This is a genomic window from Streptomyces sp. NBC_00386 (assembly GCF_036063235.1).
Lineage (GTDB): Bacteria > Actinomycetota > Actinomycetes > Streptomycetales > Streptomycetaceae > Streptomyces.
In genome coordinates, this window is sequence record NZ_CP107950.1 from 6,936,477 (window position 1) to 6,953,200 (window position 16,724).

At 72.3% G+C, this 16,724-nt stretch carries 11 protein-coding genes; 4 read left to right on the top strand and 7 right to left on the bottom strand.

Translation table 11 applies throughout. From position 1 onward, the window contains the following. Window positions 1-94: 94 nt before the first annotated feature. A complete protein-coding gene (lgt, locus tag OG780_RS30420; protein WP_328453516.1) occupies window positions 95-1,204 on the top strand; it encodes a prolipoprotein diacylglyceryl transferase in 1,110 nt (369 codons plus the stop codon). 102 nt (window positions 1,205-1,306) lie between these two features. Here the strand turns inward: lgt and OG780_RS30425 are convergent, their stop codons facing one another. The 7 genes from OG780_RS30425 to OG780_RS30455 are packed head-to-tail and all read right to left on the bottom strand — an operon-like array spanning window position 1,307 to window position 9,216. Further along, entirely contained in the window at window positions 1,307-2,146 is an 840-nt protein-coding gene (locus OG780_RS30425; RefSeq protein WP_328453518.1) for an HpcH/HpaI aldolase/citrate lyase family protein, read from the bottom strand. After that, complete coding sequence (locus OG780_RS30430) at window positions 2,143-3,345, bottom strand: CaiB/BaiF CoA transferase family protein (RefSeq protein ID WP_328453520.1); 1,203 nt, start codon at window positions 3,343-3,345, stop codon at window positions 2,143-2,145. Before OG780_RS30430 ends, OG780_RS30425 begins: the two co-directional genes overlap by 4 nt. Continuing rightward, on the bottom strand, window positions 3,342-4,235 hold the full coding sequence (rbsK, locus tag OG780_RS30435) for a ribokinase (protein WP_328453522.1): 894 nt from the start codon (window positions 4,233-4,235) through the stop codon (window positions 3,342-3,344). Before rbsK ends, OG780_RS30430 begins: the two co-directional genes overlap by 4 nt. Next, on the bottom strand, window positions 4,232-5,596 hold the full coding sequence (locus OG780_RS30440) for an ADP-ribosylglycohydrolase family protein (protein ID WP_328453524.1): 1,365 nt from the start codon (window positions 5,594-5,596) through the stop codon (window positions 4,232-4,234). The genes rbsK and OG780_RS30440 overlap by 4 nt, the downstream gene beginning before the upstream one ends. After that, window positions 5,584-6,753, bottom strand: coding sequence for an ADP-ribosylglycohydrolase family protein (locus OG780_RS30445; protein WP_328453526.1), 1,170 nt, complete (start codon window positions 6,751-6,753; stop codon window positions 5,584-5,586). The genes OG780_RS30440 and OG780_RS30445 overlap by 13 nt, the downstream gene beginning before the upstream one ends. A gap of 7 nt (window positions 6,754-6,760) precedes the next feature. Next, window positions 6,761-8,053 (bottom strand): ADP-ribosylglycohydrolase family protein, encoded by a 1,293-nt coding sequence (locus OG780_RS30450; RefSeq protein WP_328453527.1) that lies wholly within the window; start codon window positions 8,051-8,053, stop codon window positions 6,761-6,763. Continuing rightward, on the bottom strand, window positions 8,050-9,216 hold the full coding sequence (locus OG780_RS30455; protein ID WP_328453529.1) for an ADP-ribosylglycohydrolase family protein: 1,167 nt from the start codon (window positions 9,214-9,216) through the stop codon (window positions 8,050-8,052). Before OG780_RS30455 ends, OG780_RS30450 begins: the two co-directional genes overlap by 4 nt. A gap of 270 nt (window positions 9,217-9,486) precedes the next feature. Between OG780_RS30455 and OG780_RS30460 the strand changes: the two genes are divergently transcribed. The 3 genes from OG780_RS30460 (at window position 9,487) to OG780_RS30470 (ending at window position 16,661) form a co-directional block, all read left to right on the top strand. Further along, window positions 9,487-10,218: a VIT1/CCC1 transporter family protein gene (locus OG780_RS30460; RefSeq protein WP_328453531.1), complete on the top strand. Its 732-nt coding sequence runs from the start codon at window positions 9,487-9,489 to the stop codon at window positions 10,216-10,218. A 394-nt stretch (window positions 10,219-10,612) separates the two neighbouring features. Then, entirely contained in the window at window positions 10,613-15,208 is a 4,596-nt protein-coding gene (gene gltB, locus OG780_RS30465) for a glutamate synthase large subunit (protein ID WP_328453533.1), read from the top strand. Continuing rightward, the gene (locus OG780_RS30470) at window positions 15,201-16,661 is read left to right on the top strand and encodes a glutamate synthase subunit beta (RefSeq protein ID WP_328453535.1); all 1,461 of its coding nucleotides are present in this window, start codon (window positions 15,201-15,203) and stop codon (window positions 16,659-16,661) included. Before gltB ends, OG780_RS30470 begins: the two co-directional genes overlap by 8 nt. The last annotated feature ends 63 nt before the right edge of the window (window positions 16,662-16,724 follow it).

Below are 16,724 nucleotides of genomic sequence, written 5' to 3' on the forward strand. Positions count from 1 at the left end.
CCCGCCTCCACGGGCCGGGGGCACCGCACGTTATGGACCCGTTGCGGGGCTGCCCGCCGTCGGTGGCGTCCGGCACGGTAGCGTCGACCTTGCCATGGAACTTGCCTACATTCCCAGCCCGTCGCACGGTGTGCTGCACCTCGGCCCCATTCCGCTGCGCGGCTACGCGTTCTGCATCATCATCGGCGTCTTCCTTGCCGTCTGGCTCGGGAACAAGCGCTGGATCGCCCGCGGAGGGCGGGCCGGCACGGTGGCCGACATCGCGGTCTGGGCCGTGCCCTTCGGCCTCGTCGGCGGCCGGCTCTACCACGTGATCACGGACTACGAGCTGTATTTCAGCGAGGGCCGTGACTGGGTGGACGCCTTCAAGATCTGGCAGGGCGGGCTCGGCATCTGGGGCGCCATCGCCCTCGGTGCGCTGGGCGCCTGGATCGGATGCCGCCGACGCGGTATTCCGCTGCCCGCCTGGGCCGACGCCGTGGCACCCGGCATCGCCTTCGCCCAGGCGTGCGGGCGCTGGGGCAACTGGTTCAACCAGGAGCTGTACGGCAAGGCCACGGACCTTCCGTGGGCGCTGCACATCACGTCCTCCACGGACGGGCGCGTCCCCGGCTACTACCACCCGACCTTCCTGTACGAGTCCCTGTGGTGCGTCGGCGTCGGATTCCTGGTCATCTGGGCCGACCGCCGCTTCAAGCTCGGTCACGGGCGTGCCTTCGCCCTGTACGTCGCCGCCTACTGCGTCGGCCGCGGCTGGATCGAGTACATGCGCGTCGACGACGCCCACCACATCCTGGGCCTGCGTCTCAACGACTGGACCGCGATGGTGGTCTTCATCCTCGCGGTGGTCTACATCGTGATCTCGTCCCGGCTGCGTCCGGGCCGGGAGGAGATCGTGGAGCCCCGCGCCGACGAGGACGCGCCCGCCGCGGGCGACGAGACCGCCTCCGCCGAGGACGCGGCCGACAAGACCGCCGACAAGACTGAGGACAAGACCGAGGACGGGACCGAGGGCGACTCGGTCGACCTCGGCAAGGAGACCGTCACCGAGTCCGCCACGTCCTCGAAGTCCGCCACGTCCTCGGAGTCCGCCGGGTCCGCGTCCGCGGCGGAGTCCGAGAAGGAGTCCGGCGAGGAGTCCGAGGCCGGGTCCGGTGACCGGTCCGTGGCTCGAGACGAGGCCGGGTCGGCCAAGAAGGGCTGAGTTCTCCCCATACGACGAAGGGGCGCCGCGTCCGGGACGCGGCGCCCCTTCGTGTCGTCCCGGGCCTTGTCTCCCGGGCTCTGTCGTCCCGGGCCCGTGGACTCAGACCAGGCGCTGGGCGAGGGCGAGGGTGCGGCGGGCGCCCGTGACCACCGCCGCGTCGACGAAACGGCCGTCCGGCAGGGCCTGCGCGCCGGGATCTCCGGCGGCCGCCCGGATGACGGCCTCGGCGGAATCGACCTCGGCCGGAGTGGGGAGGTAGGCCCGCTCGATGATGGGGAGCTGGCGGGGATGGATCGCCGCGCGCCCGAGGAAGCCGAGGGCGCGGCCGCGCGCGCAGGACGAGGCCAGGCCCTCCACGTCGCGGATGTCGGGGAAGACCGACTGGGCCGGCGGCGGCAGCCCCGCCGCCCGCGCGGCCACGACCAGACGGGCCCGGGACCAGTCGAGGCCCGTGTCGTCGCGGACGCCGAGATCGGCCCGCAGATCGCTCTCGCCGAGGGAGACACCGCGCAGGGCGGGATGGGACGAGGCGATGGAGTAGGCCCGTTCGATGCCCAGAGCCGTCTCCAGCAGGGCGTAGAGCGGGATCGTGCCGCCCTCCGCCGGGATCGCGCTCTCCGCCACCCGTACGACGTCGGCGCGCGAGGTCACCTTCGGCAGCCGCAGGCCGGACAGGCCGCGCAGCGGCGAGAGCGTCTTCAGATCGGCTTCGCAGAAGGGGCCGTCGAGGGCGTTGACCCGGACGTGCACCGGGACGGACGGCGCGTCGGCGAGCAGGTCGGCGGTGGCGGAGCGGGCGTACTCCTTGCGGTGCGGCGCGACCGCGTCCTCCAGGTCGACGAGGACGACGTCCGCGCCGGAGGCCAGCGCCTTGGCCACCACATCGGGACGGTCACCCGGCACGTACAGCCAGGTCAGCGGCAGGAGGTCCGTGGTCATAGCACCCCCTCCGCCCTCAGTTCCCGGATCTCGGTCGCCGTCAGGCCGAGTTCGCCGAGGACGGCGTCGGTGTCCGCGCCGTGCGGGCGGCCGGCCCAGTGGATCGCACCGGGTGTGGCGGAGAGCCGGAAGAGGACGTTCTGCATGCGCAGCGGGCCCAGCTCGGGGTCGTCGACGCTGGTGACCGTGTCCAGGGCCTGGTACTGGGGGTCGCTCATGACGTCCCGGACGTCCTGGACGGGGGCGATCGCCGCCTCGGCCTTCTCGAAGGCGGCGAGGACCTCGTCCCGGGTGCGTCCGGCGATCCACGCGCCCACCGCCCCGTCCAGGACGTCGGCGTGGCGTGCCCGGTCCGCGCCGGTCGCGAACCACGGTTCGTCGATCACGTCGGGGCGGCCGACCAGCCGCATCACCCGCTCGGCGATCGACTGCGCCGAGGTCGAGACCGCGACCCAGGAGCCGTCCGCCGTGCGATAGGTGTTGCGGGGCGCGTTGTTCGCCGAGCGGTTGCCGGTGCGGGGCTGTACGTGGCCGAGCTGGTCGTACCAGATCGGCTGCGGGCCGAGGACGGTCAGGATCGGTTCGATGATCGCCATGTCGATCACCTGGCCCTCGCCGGTGCGGTCGCGGGCCCTCAGCGCGGTCAGCACGGCGTACGCGGTCGCCAGTCCGGCGATCGAGTCGGCCAGGCCGAACGGCGGGAGGGTCGGCGGCGCGTCCGGCTCACCGGTGATCGCGGCGAAGCCGCTCATCGCCTCCGCGAGCGTGCCGAAGCCGGGGCGGTGCGCGTACGGGCCGAACTGGCCGAAGGCGGTGACCCGGGCGAGAATCAGACGCGGGTTGGCCGCGGACAGCTCCGCCCAGCCCAGGTCCCACTTCTCCAGGGTGCCCGGACGGAAGTTCTCGATGATCACGTCGGCTTCGGCGGCGAGCCGGAGCAGGGTCGCGCGGCCGCCGCGCTTCGACAGATCGAGCGTGATCGTGCGCTTGTTGCGGCCGAGGAGCTTCCACCACAGGCCGATGCCGTCCTTCGACGGGCCGTGTCCCCGGGACGGGTCAGGCTGGGTGGGGTGTTCGACCTTGACGACCTCCGCGCCGAAGTCGCCGAGCATGGTGGCGGCGAGCGGCCCGGCGAACAGGGTCGCGAGGTCGAGGACGCGCACGCCGTCGAGGGAGCCGCCCTCGCTGGGCCCGCTCACGCGCCGGCCTGGGTGTCGATCTCGGAGCGGTACGGCATCGAGGACGTCGCCCCGTGCCGCTGCACGGACACCGAGGCGGCCGCCGACGCCCACACCATGGCCTCCGACATCTCCCGGCCCTCGGCGAGTGCCACCGCCAGGGTGCCGACGAAGGTGTCGCCGGCCGCGGTGGAGTCGACGGCGGTCACCTTGGGGGCGGGCACCGTGATGGGTGAGGCGCCCCGGGTGGCGTACAGGCTGCCCTCCGCGCCCAGCGTGACGACGACCTCCGGGACCTGTTCGAGCAGGGCCGCGGCGGCCCCGCGTGGGTCGGTGAAGCCGGTGAGCGCGGCGGCCTCGTGCTGGTTGGGCACCAACAGGTCGATGGTGGACAGCAGTTGGGGCGACAGGAACTGTGCGGGGGCCGGGGTCAGGATCGTACGGACGCCGTGTCTGCGTGCGGCCTCCGCGCCGGCGAGCACGGCTTCCAGCGGGATCTCGAGCTGGAGGAGGAGCGCGTCGGCGCTGGCGATGAGACCCTCGTCGCCGGGGGCCAGGGAGGTGACGGTGCCGTTGGCGCCGGGGATGACGACGATGGCGTTTCCGCCCTCGTCGTCCACCACGATGTGCGCGGTGCCGGAGGGGCCCTCGGTGGTGCGCAGATGGTCGGTGTTCACGCCGAAGTGCTCCAGCGTGGAGCGGAGTTGGCTGCCGAAGGAGTCGGCGCCCACCGCGCCGACCAGGGAGACGTCGGCGCCCGCGTGCGCGGCGGCCACCGCCTGGTTCGCGCCCTTGCCGCCGGGGATCGTGCGGAACTCCCGCCCCGTGACGGTCTCTCCGCGCTGCGGGGCTTTGGCGACATACGCGACGAGGTCCATGTTCGTGCTGCCGAGCACGGCGATATGGGTCATGGGCGAACGGTCTCCCGTTGTGTGAGGTGGGCGAGGGCGTCGAAGCCGATGCCGTTGAAGTCGGCGACGGAGGTGGCGAGCCGGTTCTTGAGGGGGCCCGTGAAGCGGTCGGGCAGCCCGGCGGGGTCGCCTGTGAGCAGTCCGGCGATGCTTCCGGCCGTCGCGCCGTTCGAGTCGGTGTCCAGGCCGCCGGACACCGCCCGGCAGACGGAGCCGCCGAAGTCGCCGTCCGCGTGGGTGAGGGCGGCGGCGATCAGCGCGGTGTTCGGGACGGCGTGGACCCAGTGGCAGTCGCGGTGGGCGGAGTGCAGTTCGTCGACGACCGAGTCGAAGTCCGGTGTCGTACGGGCCAGCCGGACGGCGTGGCGGACCGCCCGGGCCAGCCGGGAGCCGGGCGGGACGACCCTCAGCCCGGTGCGCAGACATGCGTGGACGTCAGGGGTCGCGCCGGCCGCCTCGGCGATGGCGGCGGCCGTGAACATCGCCGCGTAGACGCCGTTGGCCGTGTGGGTCAGGGCCGCGTCGCGGTACGCCTGTTCCGCGGCCCGCGCCGGGTCGCCCGGGTTGGTCCAGCCGTGCACGTCCGCGCGGATCAGGGCGCCGATCCACTCGCGGAACGGGTTGTGCCGGCGGGCGGTGTCCGGGGGCTCGACGCCGCCGAGGAGGTTGCGGTACGCGACGCGTTCCGCGGTGAAGGTGCGGCCGGCGGGGAGTTCGTCGAGCCAGAGGCGGGCCACGTCCGCGGTGCTGAAGTCCCGGCCGTACCGCTGGAGCAACAACAGGTTCAGGAGGGGGTAGTTGAGGTCGTCGTCCTCCGGCATGCCGTCGATGTTCTCGGCCAGGGAGGTGGCGGCGGAGCGCCGGTTCCAGGGGTGGGCCTCCAGCAGGTCCCCGGGGACGCCCCGGGCGGTGAACCAGGTGTGCAGGGGCCAGTTGCCGGAGGCTCTGGCGAGGGCCCGGATCGCTTCGAGGGGGAGTTTCTCCACGGGTTTGCCGAGCAGGCAGCCCACGGCCCGGCCGAGCCAGGCCGCTTCCAGGCGGGCGAGGCCGGGAGGGGGCACGGGCGCGTACCGAGGGGGCGGCCAGTCGGGGCACTGGGCCTTGATCAGTGCCAGATCCGTCGGTTCGTCGTCCGCCAGCCTGCCCGGCAGGGCGGCGAGTTCGTCGAGGAGCCCGGCCGCCAGCCGGCGCAGGGACGGCGAGGCCGGGGCGGCCGACGCGCCCGCGCGCAGCGGGGCGGGCCGCCCGCCCGCCGCGTACCAGCGGGCGGCGACGCGGGCCGGGTCCCGGCCGTCCTGCACGGCCTGGTTGAGCTCGTGCCCGAGGAGGTCCTCGGGCTGGACCCAGGTCAGCCGGAGCACGGTGTGCCCGCCAGCGCGGTGTACGCCGCCTCGTGGGCCCGGCGGCGGTGGACGTCACGGTCGAAGATCTCCCGGGTCACCTCGGCCAGCGTACGCGCCGGGGCGTCCAGGTCGAGGCGGCTGGACTCGGCCACGGTCTTGGCCCAGTCGTGCGGGACCTCGGCGCCGAGCGCGCCCGCGAGGGCTCCGGCCATGGTGGCGATGGAGTCGCAGTCGCGGCCGTAGTTGACCGAACCGAGGACCGCGTGCCGGAAGTTGCCGCCCGACACCAGCAACATGCCGAGCGCGACCGGGAGTTCCTCGATGGAATGGAGCCGGGAGGGGCGCCGGGCGCCGAGCGAGGGGGAGCGGTAGTCGGGGCCGACCGTGTCGAAGGGGGCCACCGCCCGGCGCAGCGGGACGAGGGCGGACTCGAAGTCCGTGTGCCGGGAGGCGACTTCGCAGACCGCCTCGACGGCGTCGCGGGTGCCGTCCTTGGCCAGCGACAGACAGGCGGCGACGACCGAGCCGGGGGTCGCGCCGGGGGAACAGGCGGCCGCCACGGCCGCCGCGAAGACGCCCGCGGCCTCGCGGCCGTACGAGGACTGGTGGGCGCCCGCGACGTCGAGCGCCTCGGCGTACGCGCCCGCCGGGTTCGCCGCGTTGACCAGGCCGACCGGGGCCATGTACATCGCGGCACCGCAGTTGACGATGTTGCCCGTGCCGGCCTCCCGGGGGTCCGCATGGCCGTAGTGGAGGCGGGTGACCATCCACTTCTCGGCGAGGAAGATCCGCTGGAGCGGGAGGGCCTCGGCCTCCAGTTCCGGGATCCAGCGGGGGGTCGTCATCAGGTCGGGGACGAGGTGCTCGGCGACCGCGTAGGCGTCGAGGTGGTCGCGGACCTCCGCGTACACCCGTACCAGCGCGTGGGTCATCAGGGTGTCGTCGGTGACGTGTCCGTCGCCCTTGTGGTACGGGGCGATGGGGCGGGCGGTGGGCCAGGCGTCGCCGTTCCAGGGGCCGACGACGCCGTGCACGCGTCCGCCGTGGCGTTCGGCGATCTGCTCGGGGGAGTACCCCTCGACGGGGCCGCCGAGGGCGTCGCCGACGGCGGCTCCGACGAGGGCTCCGGTGATCCGTTCGTCGAGGGTTCCCGTTCCTTCTCCTTTGGGCGTCATGCCCGAATCATCCCTCTGGGGCCACCGGTTCCGGGGAATCGCGCGGGTCGGCGAGTCCCGTCGCCTCCAGGAGTTCGGCGAGTCCGATGAGATCCGTGCCGGTGAGCCGGGGCAGCGCGCAGCCGGACAGGGTGCGGCAGGCGTCGCGCCAGGAGGCGGGGATCGCGGCACCGCCGCCGATCGCCCCGGTGAGCGCTCCGGCCAGGGCGGGGGCCGAGTCGGCGACCCGGGACAGACAGGCGGCGGCCGGTACGGCCTCGGCGATCTTGCCGCGCGCGGCCAGCGCCAGGGCCAGGGCCACGGGTACGGTCTCGGCGGCCGCGATCCCGTAGCTGTAGACGTGGTCGACGATCTGGTGCTCCAGCAGGGGGACCAGGGCGAAGGCGCTCTCGCTGTCCCGGGCCAGCGTCAGGGCGAGCCGGGTGTTGCGGCCGATCTCCGTGGCGGCGGGCAGTTCGGTCAGGGCCGCCTCCACGCAGGTGCCGACGTCGTGTCCGGCGAGGGCGAGCGCCACGGCGGCGGCCATGGCGCGGGCGCCGTGCACCCCGTCGCCGTCCTGGGTGTAGCGGGCGTCGAACTCGGCGAGTTCCGCGGCGAGTCGGGGGTCTCCCGGGTGCGCCGCGGCGAGTACGCAGGCCCGTACGCAGGCCGCGTCGTCGAAGTAGTGGGGGTTGTCGTGGCCGGTGGCGGGCGGGCGCAGACCGGTGGCGAGGTTGCCGAGGCCGGCGCGCACCGAGATCCGGGCGCGCAGCGGGAGCAGGGCGGACTCGACCTCGGGGGCGCGGTCCGCAGCGGCGGCCACCTCGCTGGCGACGGCGTTCCAGGACAGGTCGATGGACGCGCGCATCCTGCGGCCGAGGCTCAGGTCGCCGAGCGCGGTGGTCTCCCCGGCCCGCAGCACGGCCTCTGCCGCGAACGCCGCCCACTCGGCGTCGTCCGAGGGGCCGAGCCGCAGCGGTTCGGGGGGCTGGTTCAGCGCGATCGGCACGGGCAGGGTCGTCGTCGCGTTCTGCTCCGCGAAGGTGTCCAGCTCGCGGGTCAGCCGCCGGGTCCACTCGGGCATCCGCGCGGCCCGGTGGCGGGCGGCGGGCCAGCCCGCGGCATCCCCGGCGGCCAGCCCGAGCAGCAGCCCTTCGATCCGCCGCACCCCCACGCCGGCGGGTGCCGCCCGCTCCGCGGCCTCGTCGGCCTCCGGCACTTCCACCGCGAAGCCCTCCGGCTCGCGTACGGCTGTCGCCGAGGCGGCGCCGCCCTCGCCCGCCCGGCCGGCGGGCTCGTCACCCGCCAGGCCGGGGCTCACCGGTGCGCTCCGGCGCCGTCGACGGGCGTCCCGAGCGCCTCCAGGGGCGGATCGGCGTTCCCGTCTGCGTCCGGGGGCGGATCCGCGGTCCCGCAGGCGTCCAGGGGTGGGGCCGCGCAGGTCTCGGGGGTGGGCGGTACACGGCCCCCGGCGCCCCATTTCTCCTCGTGCTCCGGGGTCAGCAGTTCCGCCACGTCCAGGATGTGGTGGCCCTCCATGGAGGGGAGGCAGCTGCCGCGGGCCGGTCCGATGGCAGCCGCCCACTCGGCGGGGATCGAGGACATGCCCCGGGAAGCGCCCGCCAGCGCCCCGGCCACCGCGGCCGTCGTGTCGGCGTCGCGGCCCATGTTCACCGCGGTGAGGACCGACTCGGCGAACGCCCCGTCCGCCGCCGCGTAGGCGCCGAAGGCGAGGGCCACGGCCTCGGGGGCCAGGTCGGTCCACGGGTAGCCGCCGATCACCACGGCGGTGCGCACCGCGCGTTCGCCCCGGTGCGCCACCGCGACCGCGCGGCGCAGCGAGCGGGCCGTCCAGGAGTCGTCCGGGACGACGGCCAGGGCGGAGGCGACGACCGTGGCGGTGGAGGCCCCCGCCATCGCGGCGGCGACCCCCGCCGCGACGGCCTGGCCGCCGTAGATGCCCTCGCCCTCGTGGCTCACCGAGCCGTCGATCGCCACGAGCCGGGCCGCCTCGGCGGGCCGCCCGGCCGCGAAGACGCCGAAGGGTGCCGCGCGCATGGCCAGACCGTCGCTCCAGGCGTGCCGGTGCTGGGCGGAGATGGGCGCCGCGAGCCCCCGGCGCAGGTTCTCCAGCGTGCCGCGCTCACTGAACCCGGCGCCGCGGAACGGCCCCTCGTCACGGTCCGCGATCCACTGGTGCCAGGCCGATTCGACGTGCGCCACGGTCAGTGCCGAGCCGTGCCGGGCCAGCAGCAGCCCCGAGAAGATCGCGTACTCGGTGTCGTCCGTCCCGGCCGGATGCTCGGCGACGTACCCGGTGATCCGGCCCCATCTGGCGCGGATCTCCGACGGCTTCATGTTCTCGGCCGGTGCGCCCAGCGCGTCCCCGACGGCGAGTCCGAGCAGTGCGCCGCGTGCCCGGTCGCGGAGACCGGCGGCGCTCCCGGCTGCCGGGGCCGAGGGAATGCAGGCGATGGAAGCCATACGTGCCTCTCTCTCAGGGTCCTGCCGGCGTGCGGAATGCGGCGCGCGGAACCCTTTGCGGATCTGTGCCACGTTGGCGGTTGACAGGAGCGTCACGGGCTCCACTGTCACCCGGTCGACATATGTGCATGACATGCCACGGATGAGCGTCGAGAGGTAAAACCGCAGGTTAGCCCAGCCTTTCCTTGCTGGCGGCGCGGAATTTCTCGGCGTACTTTCATAGTTGTCGAAAAGTGGAAGCAGTCCAATCAAGCACTCTGGGGGACCGGCATGGCGATCATCGAGACCGAGGCGACGCTCCATGTGGCGCACCGCGACAACCACACCCACCGTGACGTCAACGGCGGATGGCTGCGCCCTGCCGTGTTCGGCGCGATGGACGGCCTGGTCTCCAACCTCGCCCTGATGACCGGCGTCGCCGGCGGGTCCGTGTCCCAGCAGACGATCGTCATCACCGGACTCGCGGGCCTCGCCGCCGGAGCCTTCTCCATGGCCGCCGGCGAGTACACCTCCGTCGCCTCGCAGCGCGAGCTCGTCGAGGCGGAGCTCGATGTCGAGCGGCGCGAGCTGCGCAAGCACCCCAAGGACGAGGAACGCGAGCTGGCCGAGCTCTACGAGGCCCGCGGCGTCGAGCCCGAGCTGGCCCGCGAGGTCGCCCGGCAGCTCTCCCGCGATCCCGAGCAGGCCCTGGAGATCCACGCCCGCGAGGAACTCGGCATCGACCCCGGCGACCTCCCCTCCCCGGCCGTCGCCGCCGTGTCCAGTTTCGGCTCGTTCGCGCTCGGCGCCCTCCTGCCCGTACTGCCGTATCTGCTGGGCGCGACCGTGCTGTGGCCGGCGCTGCTGCTCGCCATGATCGGACTCTTCGCGTGCGGTGCCGTCGTGGCCAAGGTGACCGCGCGGTCCTGGTGGTTCAGCGGGCTGCGGCAGCTCGCCCTCGGTGGCGCCGCGGCGGGTGTGACGTACGCCCTGGGCAGTTTGTTCGGTGCGGCCGTAGGATGAGTCCTCGATCACTTATGCGCGGGACCGCATAAGTAGTTGTTACCCGGCGGTTTCGATTCCGTGGCCACTGGGAATGAGCCGTAAGCGCCGCGGGCAATGACGCCCGCGCCGCATCTCTCGCGGCGGATCACGATCTCCGCCGCGTACCGGACCGATGGTCATCGATCTGTCCGCTTAGGTCCCATAACTCTCCACCGCTGGGCGCGATACCCCCGCCGCGCCCCCGTGGTGTCCGCATGTTGGAACGAAGTATCCGGTTTCCGAGAATCGCTCCATCATGTAACCTGCACGAAATTTTGCACCCCGCAGAGGGCCAGAGTCGTCCCTCGGCAGTTGTCTCCCCAGCGCCCAAGAGCCTGGGAGACCCCCCGCCCCGACGACGACGGGAGAGCCGATGCGTACGCCGCGCCAGCCGTCCCAGCACTCCATGAACGACCAGAAGTGGTCCTTCATGGATGCTCGCCCTGCTGCGCAGGGTATGTACGACCCCCGCAACGAGCACGACGCCTGTGGCGTCGGCTTCGTGGCCACCCTCACCGGCGAGGCGAGCCATGCGCTGGTCGAGCAGGCGCTCACCGTTCTGCGCAACCTGGAACACCGCGGTGCCACCGGCTCCGAGCCCGACTCGGGTGACGGCGCCGGCATCCTGTCCCAGGTCCCGGACGCCTTCCTCCGCGAGGTGGCCGGATTCGAACTTCCCGCAGCCGGTGCGTACGCGGTGGGCATCGCCTTCCTCCCCGAGGACGGCACGGCCGACGCCGTCTCGCGCATCGAGACGATCGCCGCCGAAGAGGGCCTCACCGTCCTCGGCTGGCGCGAGGTCCCGGTCGCCCCCGAGCTCCTCGGCGCCACCGCCCGCTCGACGATGCCCGCCTTCCACCAGATCTTCGTGAGCGACGGCGAGAGCCAGGGCATCGCCCTGGACCGCACCGCGTTCGTGCTGCGCAAGCGCGCCGAACGCGAGGCCGGGGTCTACTTCCCCTCGCTGTCCGCGCGGACCATCGTCTACAAGGGCATGCTGACCACCGGCCAGCTGGAGCCCTTCTTCCCGGACCTGTCCGACCGCCGCTTCGCCTCCGCGATCGCGCTCGTGCACTCCCGGTTCTCCACCAACACCTTCCCGAGCTGGCCGCTCGCCCACCCGTACCGCTTCGTCGCGCACAACGGCGAGATCAACACGGTCAAGGGCAACCGCAACTGGATGGTCGCCCGCGAGTCCCAGCTCGCCTCGGACCTGTTCGGGAACAACGACAAGCTGCAGCGGATCTTCCCCGTCTGCACCCCCGACGCCTCCGACTCGGCCTCCTTCGACGAGGTGCTCGAACTCCTGCACCTCGGCGGCCGCTCGCTCCCGCACTCCGTGCTCATGATGATCCCGGAGGCGTGGGAGAACCACGACTCCATGGACCCGGCCCGGCGCGCCTTCTACCAGTTCCACTCCACGATGATGGAGCCCTGGGACGGCCCGGCCTGCGTCACCTTCACCGACGGCACCCAGGTCGGCGCGGTCCTCGACCGCAACGGACTGCGCCCCGGCCGCTACTGGGTCACCGACGAGGGCCTCGTCGTCCTCGGCTCCGAGGTCGGCGTCCTCGACATCGACCCCGCCAAGGTCGTCCGCAAGGGCCGCCTCCAGCCCGGCAAGATGTTCCTCGTCGACACCGTCGAGCACCGCATCATCGAGGACGACGAGATCAAGGCCGGCCTCGCCGCCGAGAAGCCCTACGCCGAGTGGCTGGAAGCCGGCGAGATCGAGCTCTCCGACCTCCCCGAGCGCGAGCACATCGTGCACACCCACGCCTCGGTCACCCGCCGCCAGCAGACCTTCGGCTACACCGAGGAAGAGCTGCGGATCATCCTCGCGCCGATGGCCAACACCGCCGGTGAGCCGCTCGGCTCCATGGGCACCGACTCGCCGATCGCCGCGCTCTCGCAGCGCCCGCGTCTGCTCTTCGACTACTTCACCCAGCTGTTCGCCCAGGTCACCAACCCTCCGCTGGACGCGATCCGCGAAGAGCTGGTCACCTCCCTGCGCTCCTCCCTCGGTCCGGCGAGCAACCTGCTGGAGCCGACGGCCGCCTCCTGTCGCAGCGTCACCCTGCCCTTCCCGGTGATCGACAACGACGAGCTGGCCAAGCTCATCCACATCAACGCCGACGGCGACATGCCCGGCATGAAGGCCGCGACGCTGTCCGGCCTGTACCGGGTCTCCGGCGGCGGCGAGTCCCTCGCCGCCCGCATCGAGGAGATCTGCACCGAGGCCGACGCCGCCATCGAGAACGGCGCCCGGCTGATCGTCCTGTCGGACCGCCACTCCGACGCCGAGCACGCGCCGATCCCCTCGCTGCTGCTCACCTCGGCCGTCCACCACCACCTCATCCGCACCAAGCAGCGCACCCAGGTGGGCCTGCTGGTCGAGGCCGGAGACGTCCGCGAGGTCCACCACGTCGCCCTGCTCATCGGCTTCGGCGCCGCTGCCGTCAACCCGTACCTCGCGATGGAGTCCGTCGAGGACCTGGTCCGCGCCGGCACCTTCCTCCAGGACATCGAGCCCGAGCAGGCCATCCGCAACCTGATCTACGCCCTCGGCAAGGGCGTCCTGAAGGTCATGTCCAAGATGGGCATCTCGACCGTCGCCTCCTACCGCGGCGCCCAGGTCTTCGAGGCCGTCGGCCTGGAGACGGCCTTCGTCGAGAAGTACTTCAACGGCACGGCCACCAAGATCGGCGGCGCCGGTCTCGACGTCATCGCCAAGGAGGTCGCCGCCCGGCACGCCAAGGCCTACCCGGCCTCCGGCATCGCGCCCGCGCACCGCGCCCTGGACATAGGGGGCGAGTACCAGTGGCGCCGCGAGGGCGAGCCGCACCTGTTCGACCCGGAGACGGTCTTCCGCCTCCAGCACTCGACGCGCTCCGGCAGCTACGAGATCTTCAAGAAGTACACGGGTCGTGTGAACGAGCAGTCCGAGCGTCTGATGACGCTGCGCGGCCTGTTCGGCTTCACCTCGGACCGCACCCCGATCTCCCTCGACGAGGTCGAGCCCGTCTCCGAGATCGTCAAGCGCTTCTCCACCGGCGCCATGTCGTACGGCTCCATCTCCAAGGAGGCGCACGAGACCCTCGCCATCGCCATGAACCAGCTGGGCGGCAAGTCCAACACCGGTGAGGGCGGCGAGGACGCGGACCGGCTGTACGACCCGGCGCGTCGCTCCAGCATCAAGCAGGTCGCCTCCGGCCGCTTCGGTGTCACGAGCGAGTACCTGGTCAACGCCGACGACATCCAGATCAAGATGGCCCAGGGCGCCAAGCCCGGCGAGGGCGGCCAGCTGCCCGGCCACAAGGTCTACCCGTGGGTGGCCAAGACCCGTCACTCCACCCCGGGCGTCGGCCTGATCTCCCCGCCGCCGCACCACGACATCTACTCCATCGAGGACCTGGCTCAGCTGATCCACGACCTCAAGAACGCCAACCCGCAGGCCCGCATCCACGTGAAGCTGGTCTCCGAGGTCGGCGTCGGCACGGTCGCCGCGGGTGTCTCCAAGGCCCACGCGGACGTTGTCCTGATCTCCGGCCACGACGGCGGAACGGGCGCCTCCCCGCTGACCTCCCTCAAGCACGCGGGCGGACCCTGGGAGCTCGGCCTCGCCGAGACCCAGCAGACCCTGCTGCTCAACGGCCTGCGCGACCGCATCGTCGTGCAGACCGACGGCCAGCTCAAGACCGGCCGCGACGTCGTCATCGCCGCGCTGCTCGGCGCCGAGGAGTTCGGTTTCGCCACCGCGCCGCTCGTCGTCTCCGGCTGCGTCATGATGCGCGTCTGCCACCTGGACACCTGCCCGGTCGGCATCGCCACCCAGAACCCGGTGCTGCGCGAGCGGTTCGCCGGCAAGGCCGAGTACATCGTCAACTTCTTCAAGTTCATCGCCGAAGAGGTCCGCGAGATCCTCGCCGAGCTCGGCTTCCGCAGCATCGAGGAGGCCGTCGGCCACGCCGAGAACCTCGACGTGGAGCGCGCCGTCACCCACTGGAAGGCGCAGGGCCTGGACCTGACCCCGCTCTTCTACGTGCCCGAACTGCCCGAGGGCGCGGCCCTGCACCAGGTCATCGAGCAGGACCACGGCCTGGAGAAGGCGCTCGACAACGAGCTCATCAAGCTCGCCGCCGACGCGCTGGCCGCGGACTCCGCGACCGACGCCCAGCCGGTCCGCGCCCAGGTCGCGATCCGCAACATCAACCGGACGGTCGGCACCATGCTCGGCCACGAGGTGACGAAGAAGTTCGGCGGCGCGGGCCTGCCCGACGACACCATCGACATCACCTTCACCGGCTCGGCGGGCCAGTCCTTCGGCGCCTTCCTCCCGCGCGGCGTCACGCTGCGCCTGGAGGGCGACGCCAACGACTACGTCGGCAAGGGCCTCTCCGGCGGCCGTGTCGTCGTCCGCCCCGACCGGGGCGCCGACCACCTCGCCGAGTACTCGACGATCGCGGGCAACACCATCGCCTACGGCGCGACCGGCGGCGAGCTGTTCCTGCGCGGCCGCACCGGCGAGCGCTTCTGCGTCCGCAACTCCGGCGCGCTGGTGGTCTCCGAGGGCGTGGGCGATCACGGCTGCGAGTACATGACCGGCGGTCACGCGGTCGTCCTCGGCGAGACGGGCCGCAACTTCGCGGCCGGCATGTCCGGCGGTGTCGCCTACGTGATCGACCTCGACCGCGACAACGTGAACGTCGCCAGCGTGAACGCCGTCGAGGAGCTCGACGACACCGACAGGCAGTGGCTGCACGACGTCGTGCGCCGGCACGCGGAGGAGACCGCCTCGACGGTCGCCGAGAAGCTGCTCGCCGAGTGGCCCGTGTCCGTGGAACGCTTCAGCAAGATCATCCCCAGCACCTACAAGGCAGTGCTCGCCGCCAAGGACGCCGCCGAGCGAGCCGGACTCAACGAGTCCGAGATCACCGAGAAGATGATGGAGGCGGCGACCAATGGCTGATCCCAAGGGCTTTCTGAACCACGGCCGTGAGGTCGCCAAGTCCCGTCCCGTGGACGTGCGTCTCAAGGACTGGAACGAGGTCTACGTTCCGGGCTCGCTGCTCCCGATCATCTCCCAGCAGGCCTCGCGCTGCATGGACTGCGGCATCCCGTTCTGCCACAACGGCTGTCCGCTGGGCAACCTGATCCCGGAGTGGAACGACTACGCGTACCGCGAGGACTGGCAGGCCGCCTCCGAGCGCCTGCACGCCACGAACAACTTCCCGGAGTTCACGGGCCGGCTGTGCCCCGCCCCGTGCGAGTCCGCGTGTGTGCTCGGCATCAACCAGCCCGCCGTGACCATCAAGAACGTCGAGGTCTCGATCATCGACAAGGCGTGGGACACGGGCGACGTCGCCCCGCAGATCCCCGAGCGCCTGTCGGGCAAGACGGTCGCGGTCATCGGTTCAGGCCCCGCCGGTCTCGCCGCGGCGCAGCAGCTCACGCGGGCCGGTCACACGGTCGCCGTGTACGAGCGTGCCGACCGCGTCGGCGGCCTGCTGCGCTACGGCATCCCCGAGTTCAAGATGGAGAAGCGGCACATCAACCGCCGCATCGAGCAGATGCGCGCGGAGGGCACCCGCTTCCGCACGGGCATCGAGATCGGCCGCGACCTCAAGGCGACGGACCTGCGCAAGCGGTACGACGCCGTGGTCATCGCCGCCGGCGCGACGACCGCCCGCGACCTGCCCGTCCCCGGGCGGGAGCTGACCGGCATCCACCAGGCCATGGAGTACCTGCCGCTGGCCAACAAGGTGCAGGAGGGCGACTTCGTGGCGCCCCCGATCACCGCCGAGGGCAAGCACGTCGTGGTCATCGGCGGCGGCGACACGGGCGCGGACTGCGTGGGCACCGCCCACCGTCAGGGCGCGGCCTCGGTCACGCAGCTGGAGATCATGCCGCGGCCGGGCGAGGAGCGGAACCCGGGCCAGCCCTGGCCGACGTTCCCGATGCTCTACAAGGTCACCTCCGCGCACGAGGAGGGTGGCGAGCGCGTCTACGCGGTCTCCACCACCCACTTCGAGGGCGACGAGGACGGCAACGTCCAGTGGCTGCACCTGGTGGAGGTAGAGTTCACCGGCGGCAAGCTGAACCAGAAGCCGGGCACGGAGCGCAAGATCCCCGCCCAGCTGGTGACGCTGGCGATGGGGTTCACCGGCACGGACGTCGAGAACGGCGTGGTCTCCCAGTTCGGCCTGGAGCTCGACGAGCGCGGCAACATCGCCCGCGACGCCGACTTCGCGACCAACGTTCCCGGCGTGTACGTCGCCGGTGACGCGGGCCGCGGCCAGTCCCTCATCGTCTGGGCCATCGCGGAGGGCCGCTCGGCCGCCCGCGGTGTCGACCGCTTCCTCACCGGAGCGAGCGACCTGCCGGCCCCGATCCGCCCGACGGACCGTTCGCTGACGGTCTGACCCATGGATGCGTGACCTGACACGGTCACTCGAGAACGTCCCGCACAAAGGCGTGCGGAACAC

What these genes read in the sequence shown, in the direction of transcription:
- OG780_RS30470 (WP_328453535.1), top strand. Translation starts at nt 15,201, where the DNA reads ATGGCTGATCCCAAGGGCTTTCTGAACCACGGCCGTGAGGTCGCCAAG.
- rbsK (WP_328453522.1), bottom strand. Translation starts at nt 4,235, where the DNA reads ATGACCCATATCGCCGTGCTCGGCAGCACGAACATGGACCTCGTCGCG.
- lgt (WP_328453516.1), top strand. Translation starts at nt 95, where the DNA reads ATGGAACTTGCCTACATTCCCAGCCCGTCGCACGGTGTGCTGCACCTC.
- OG780_RS30445 (WP_328453526.1), bottom strand. Translation starts at nt 6,753, where the DNA reads ATGACGCCCAAAGGAGAAGGAACGGGAACCCTCGACGAACGGATCACC.
- OG780_RS30460 (WP_328453531.1), top strand. Translation starts at nt 9,487, where the DNA reads ATGGCGATCATCGAGACCGAGGCGACGCTCCATGTGGCGCACCGCGAC.
- OG780_RS30455 (WP_328453529.1), bottom strand. Translation starts at nt 9,216, where the DNA reads ATGGCTTCCATCGCCTGCATTCCCTCGGCCCCGGCAGCCGGGAGCGCC.
- gltB (WP_328453533.1), top strand. Translation starts at nt 10,613, where the DNA reads ATGCGTACGCCGCGCCAGCCGTCCCAGCACTCCATGAACGACCAGAAG.
- OG780_RS30425 (WP_328453518.1), bottom strand. Translation starts at nt 2,146, where the DNA reads ATGACCACGGACCTCCTGCCGCTGACCTGGCTGTACGTGCCGGGTGAC.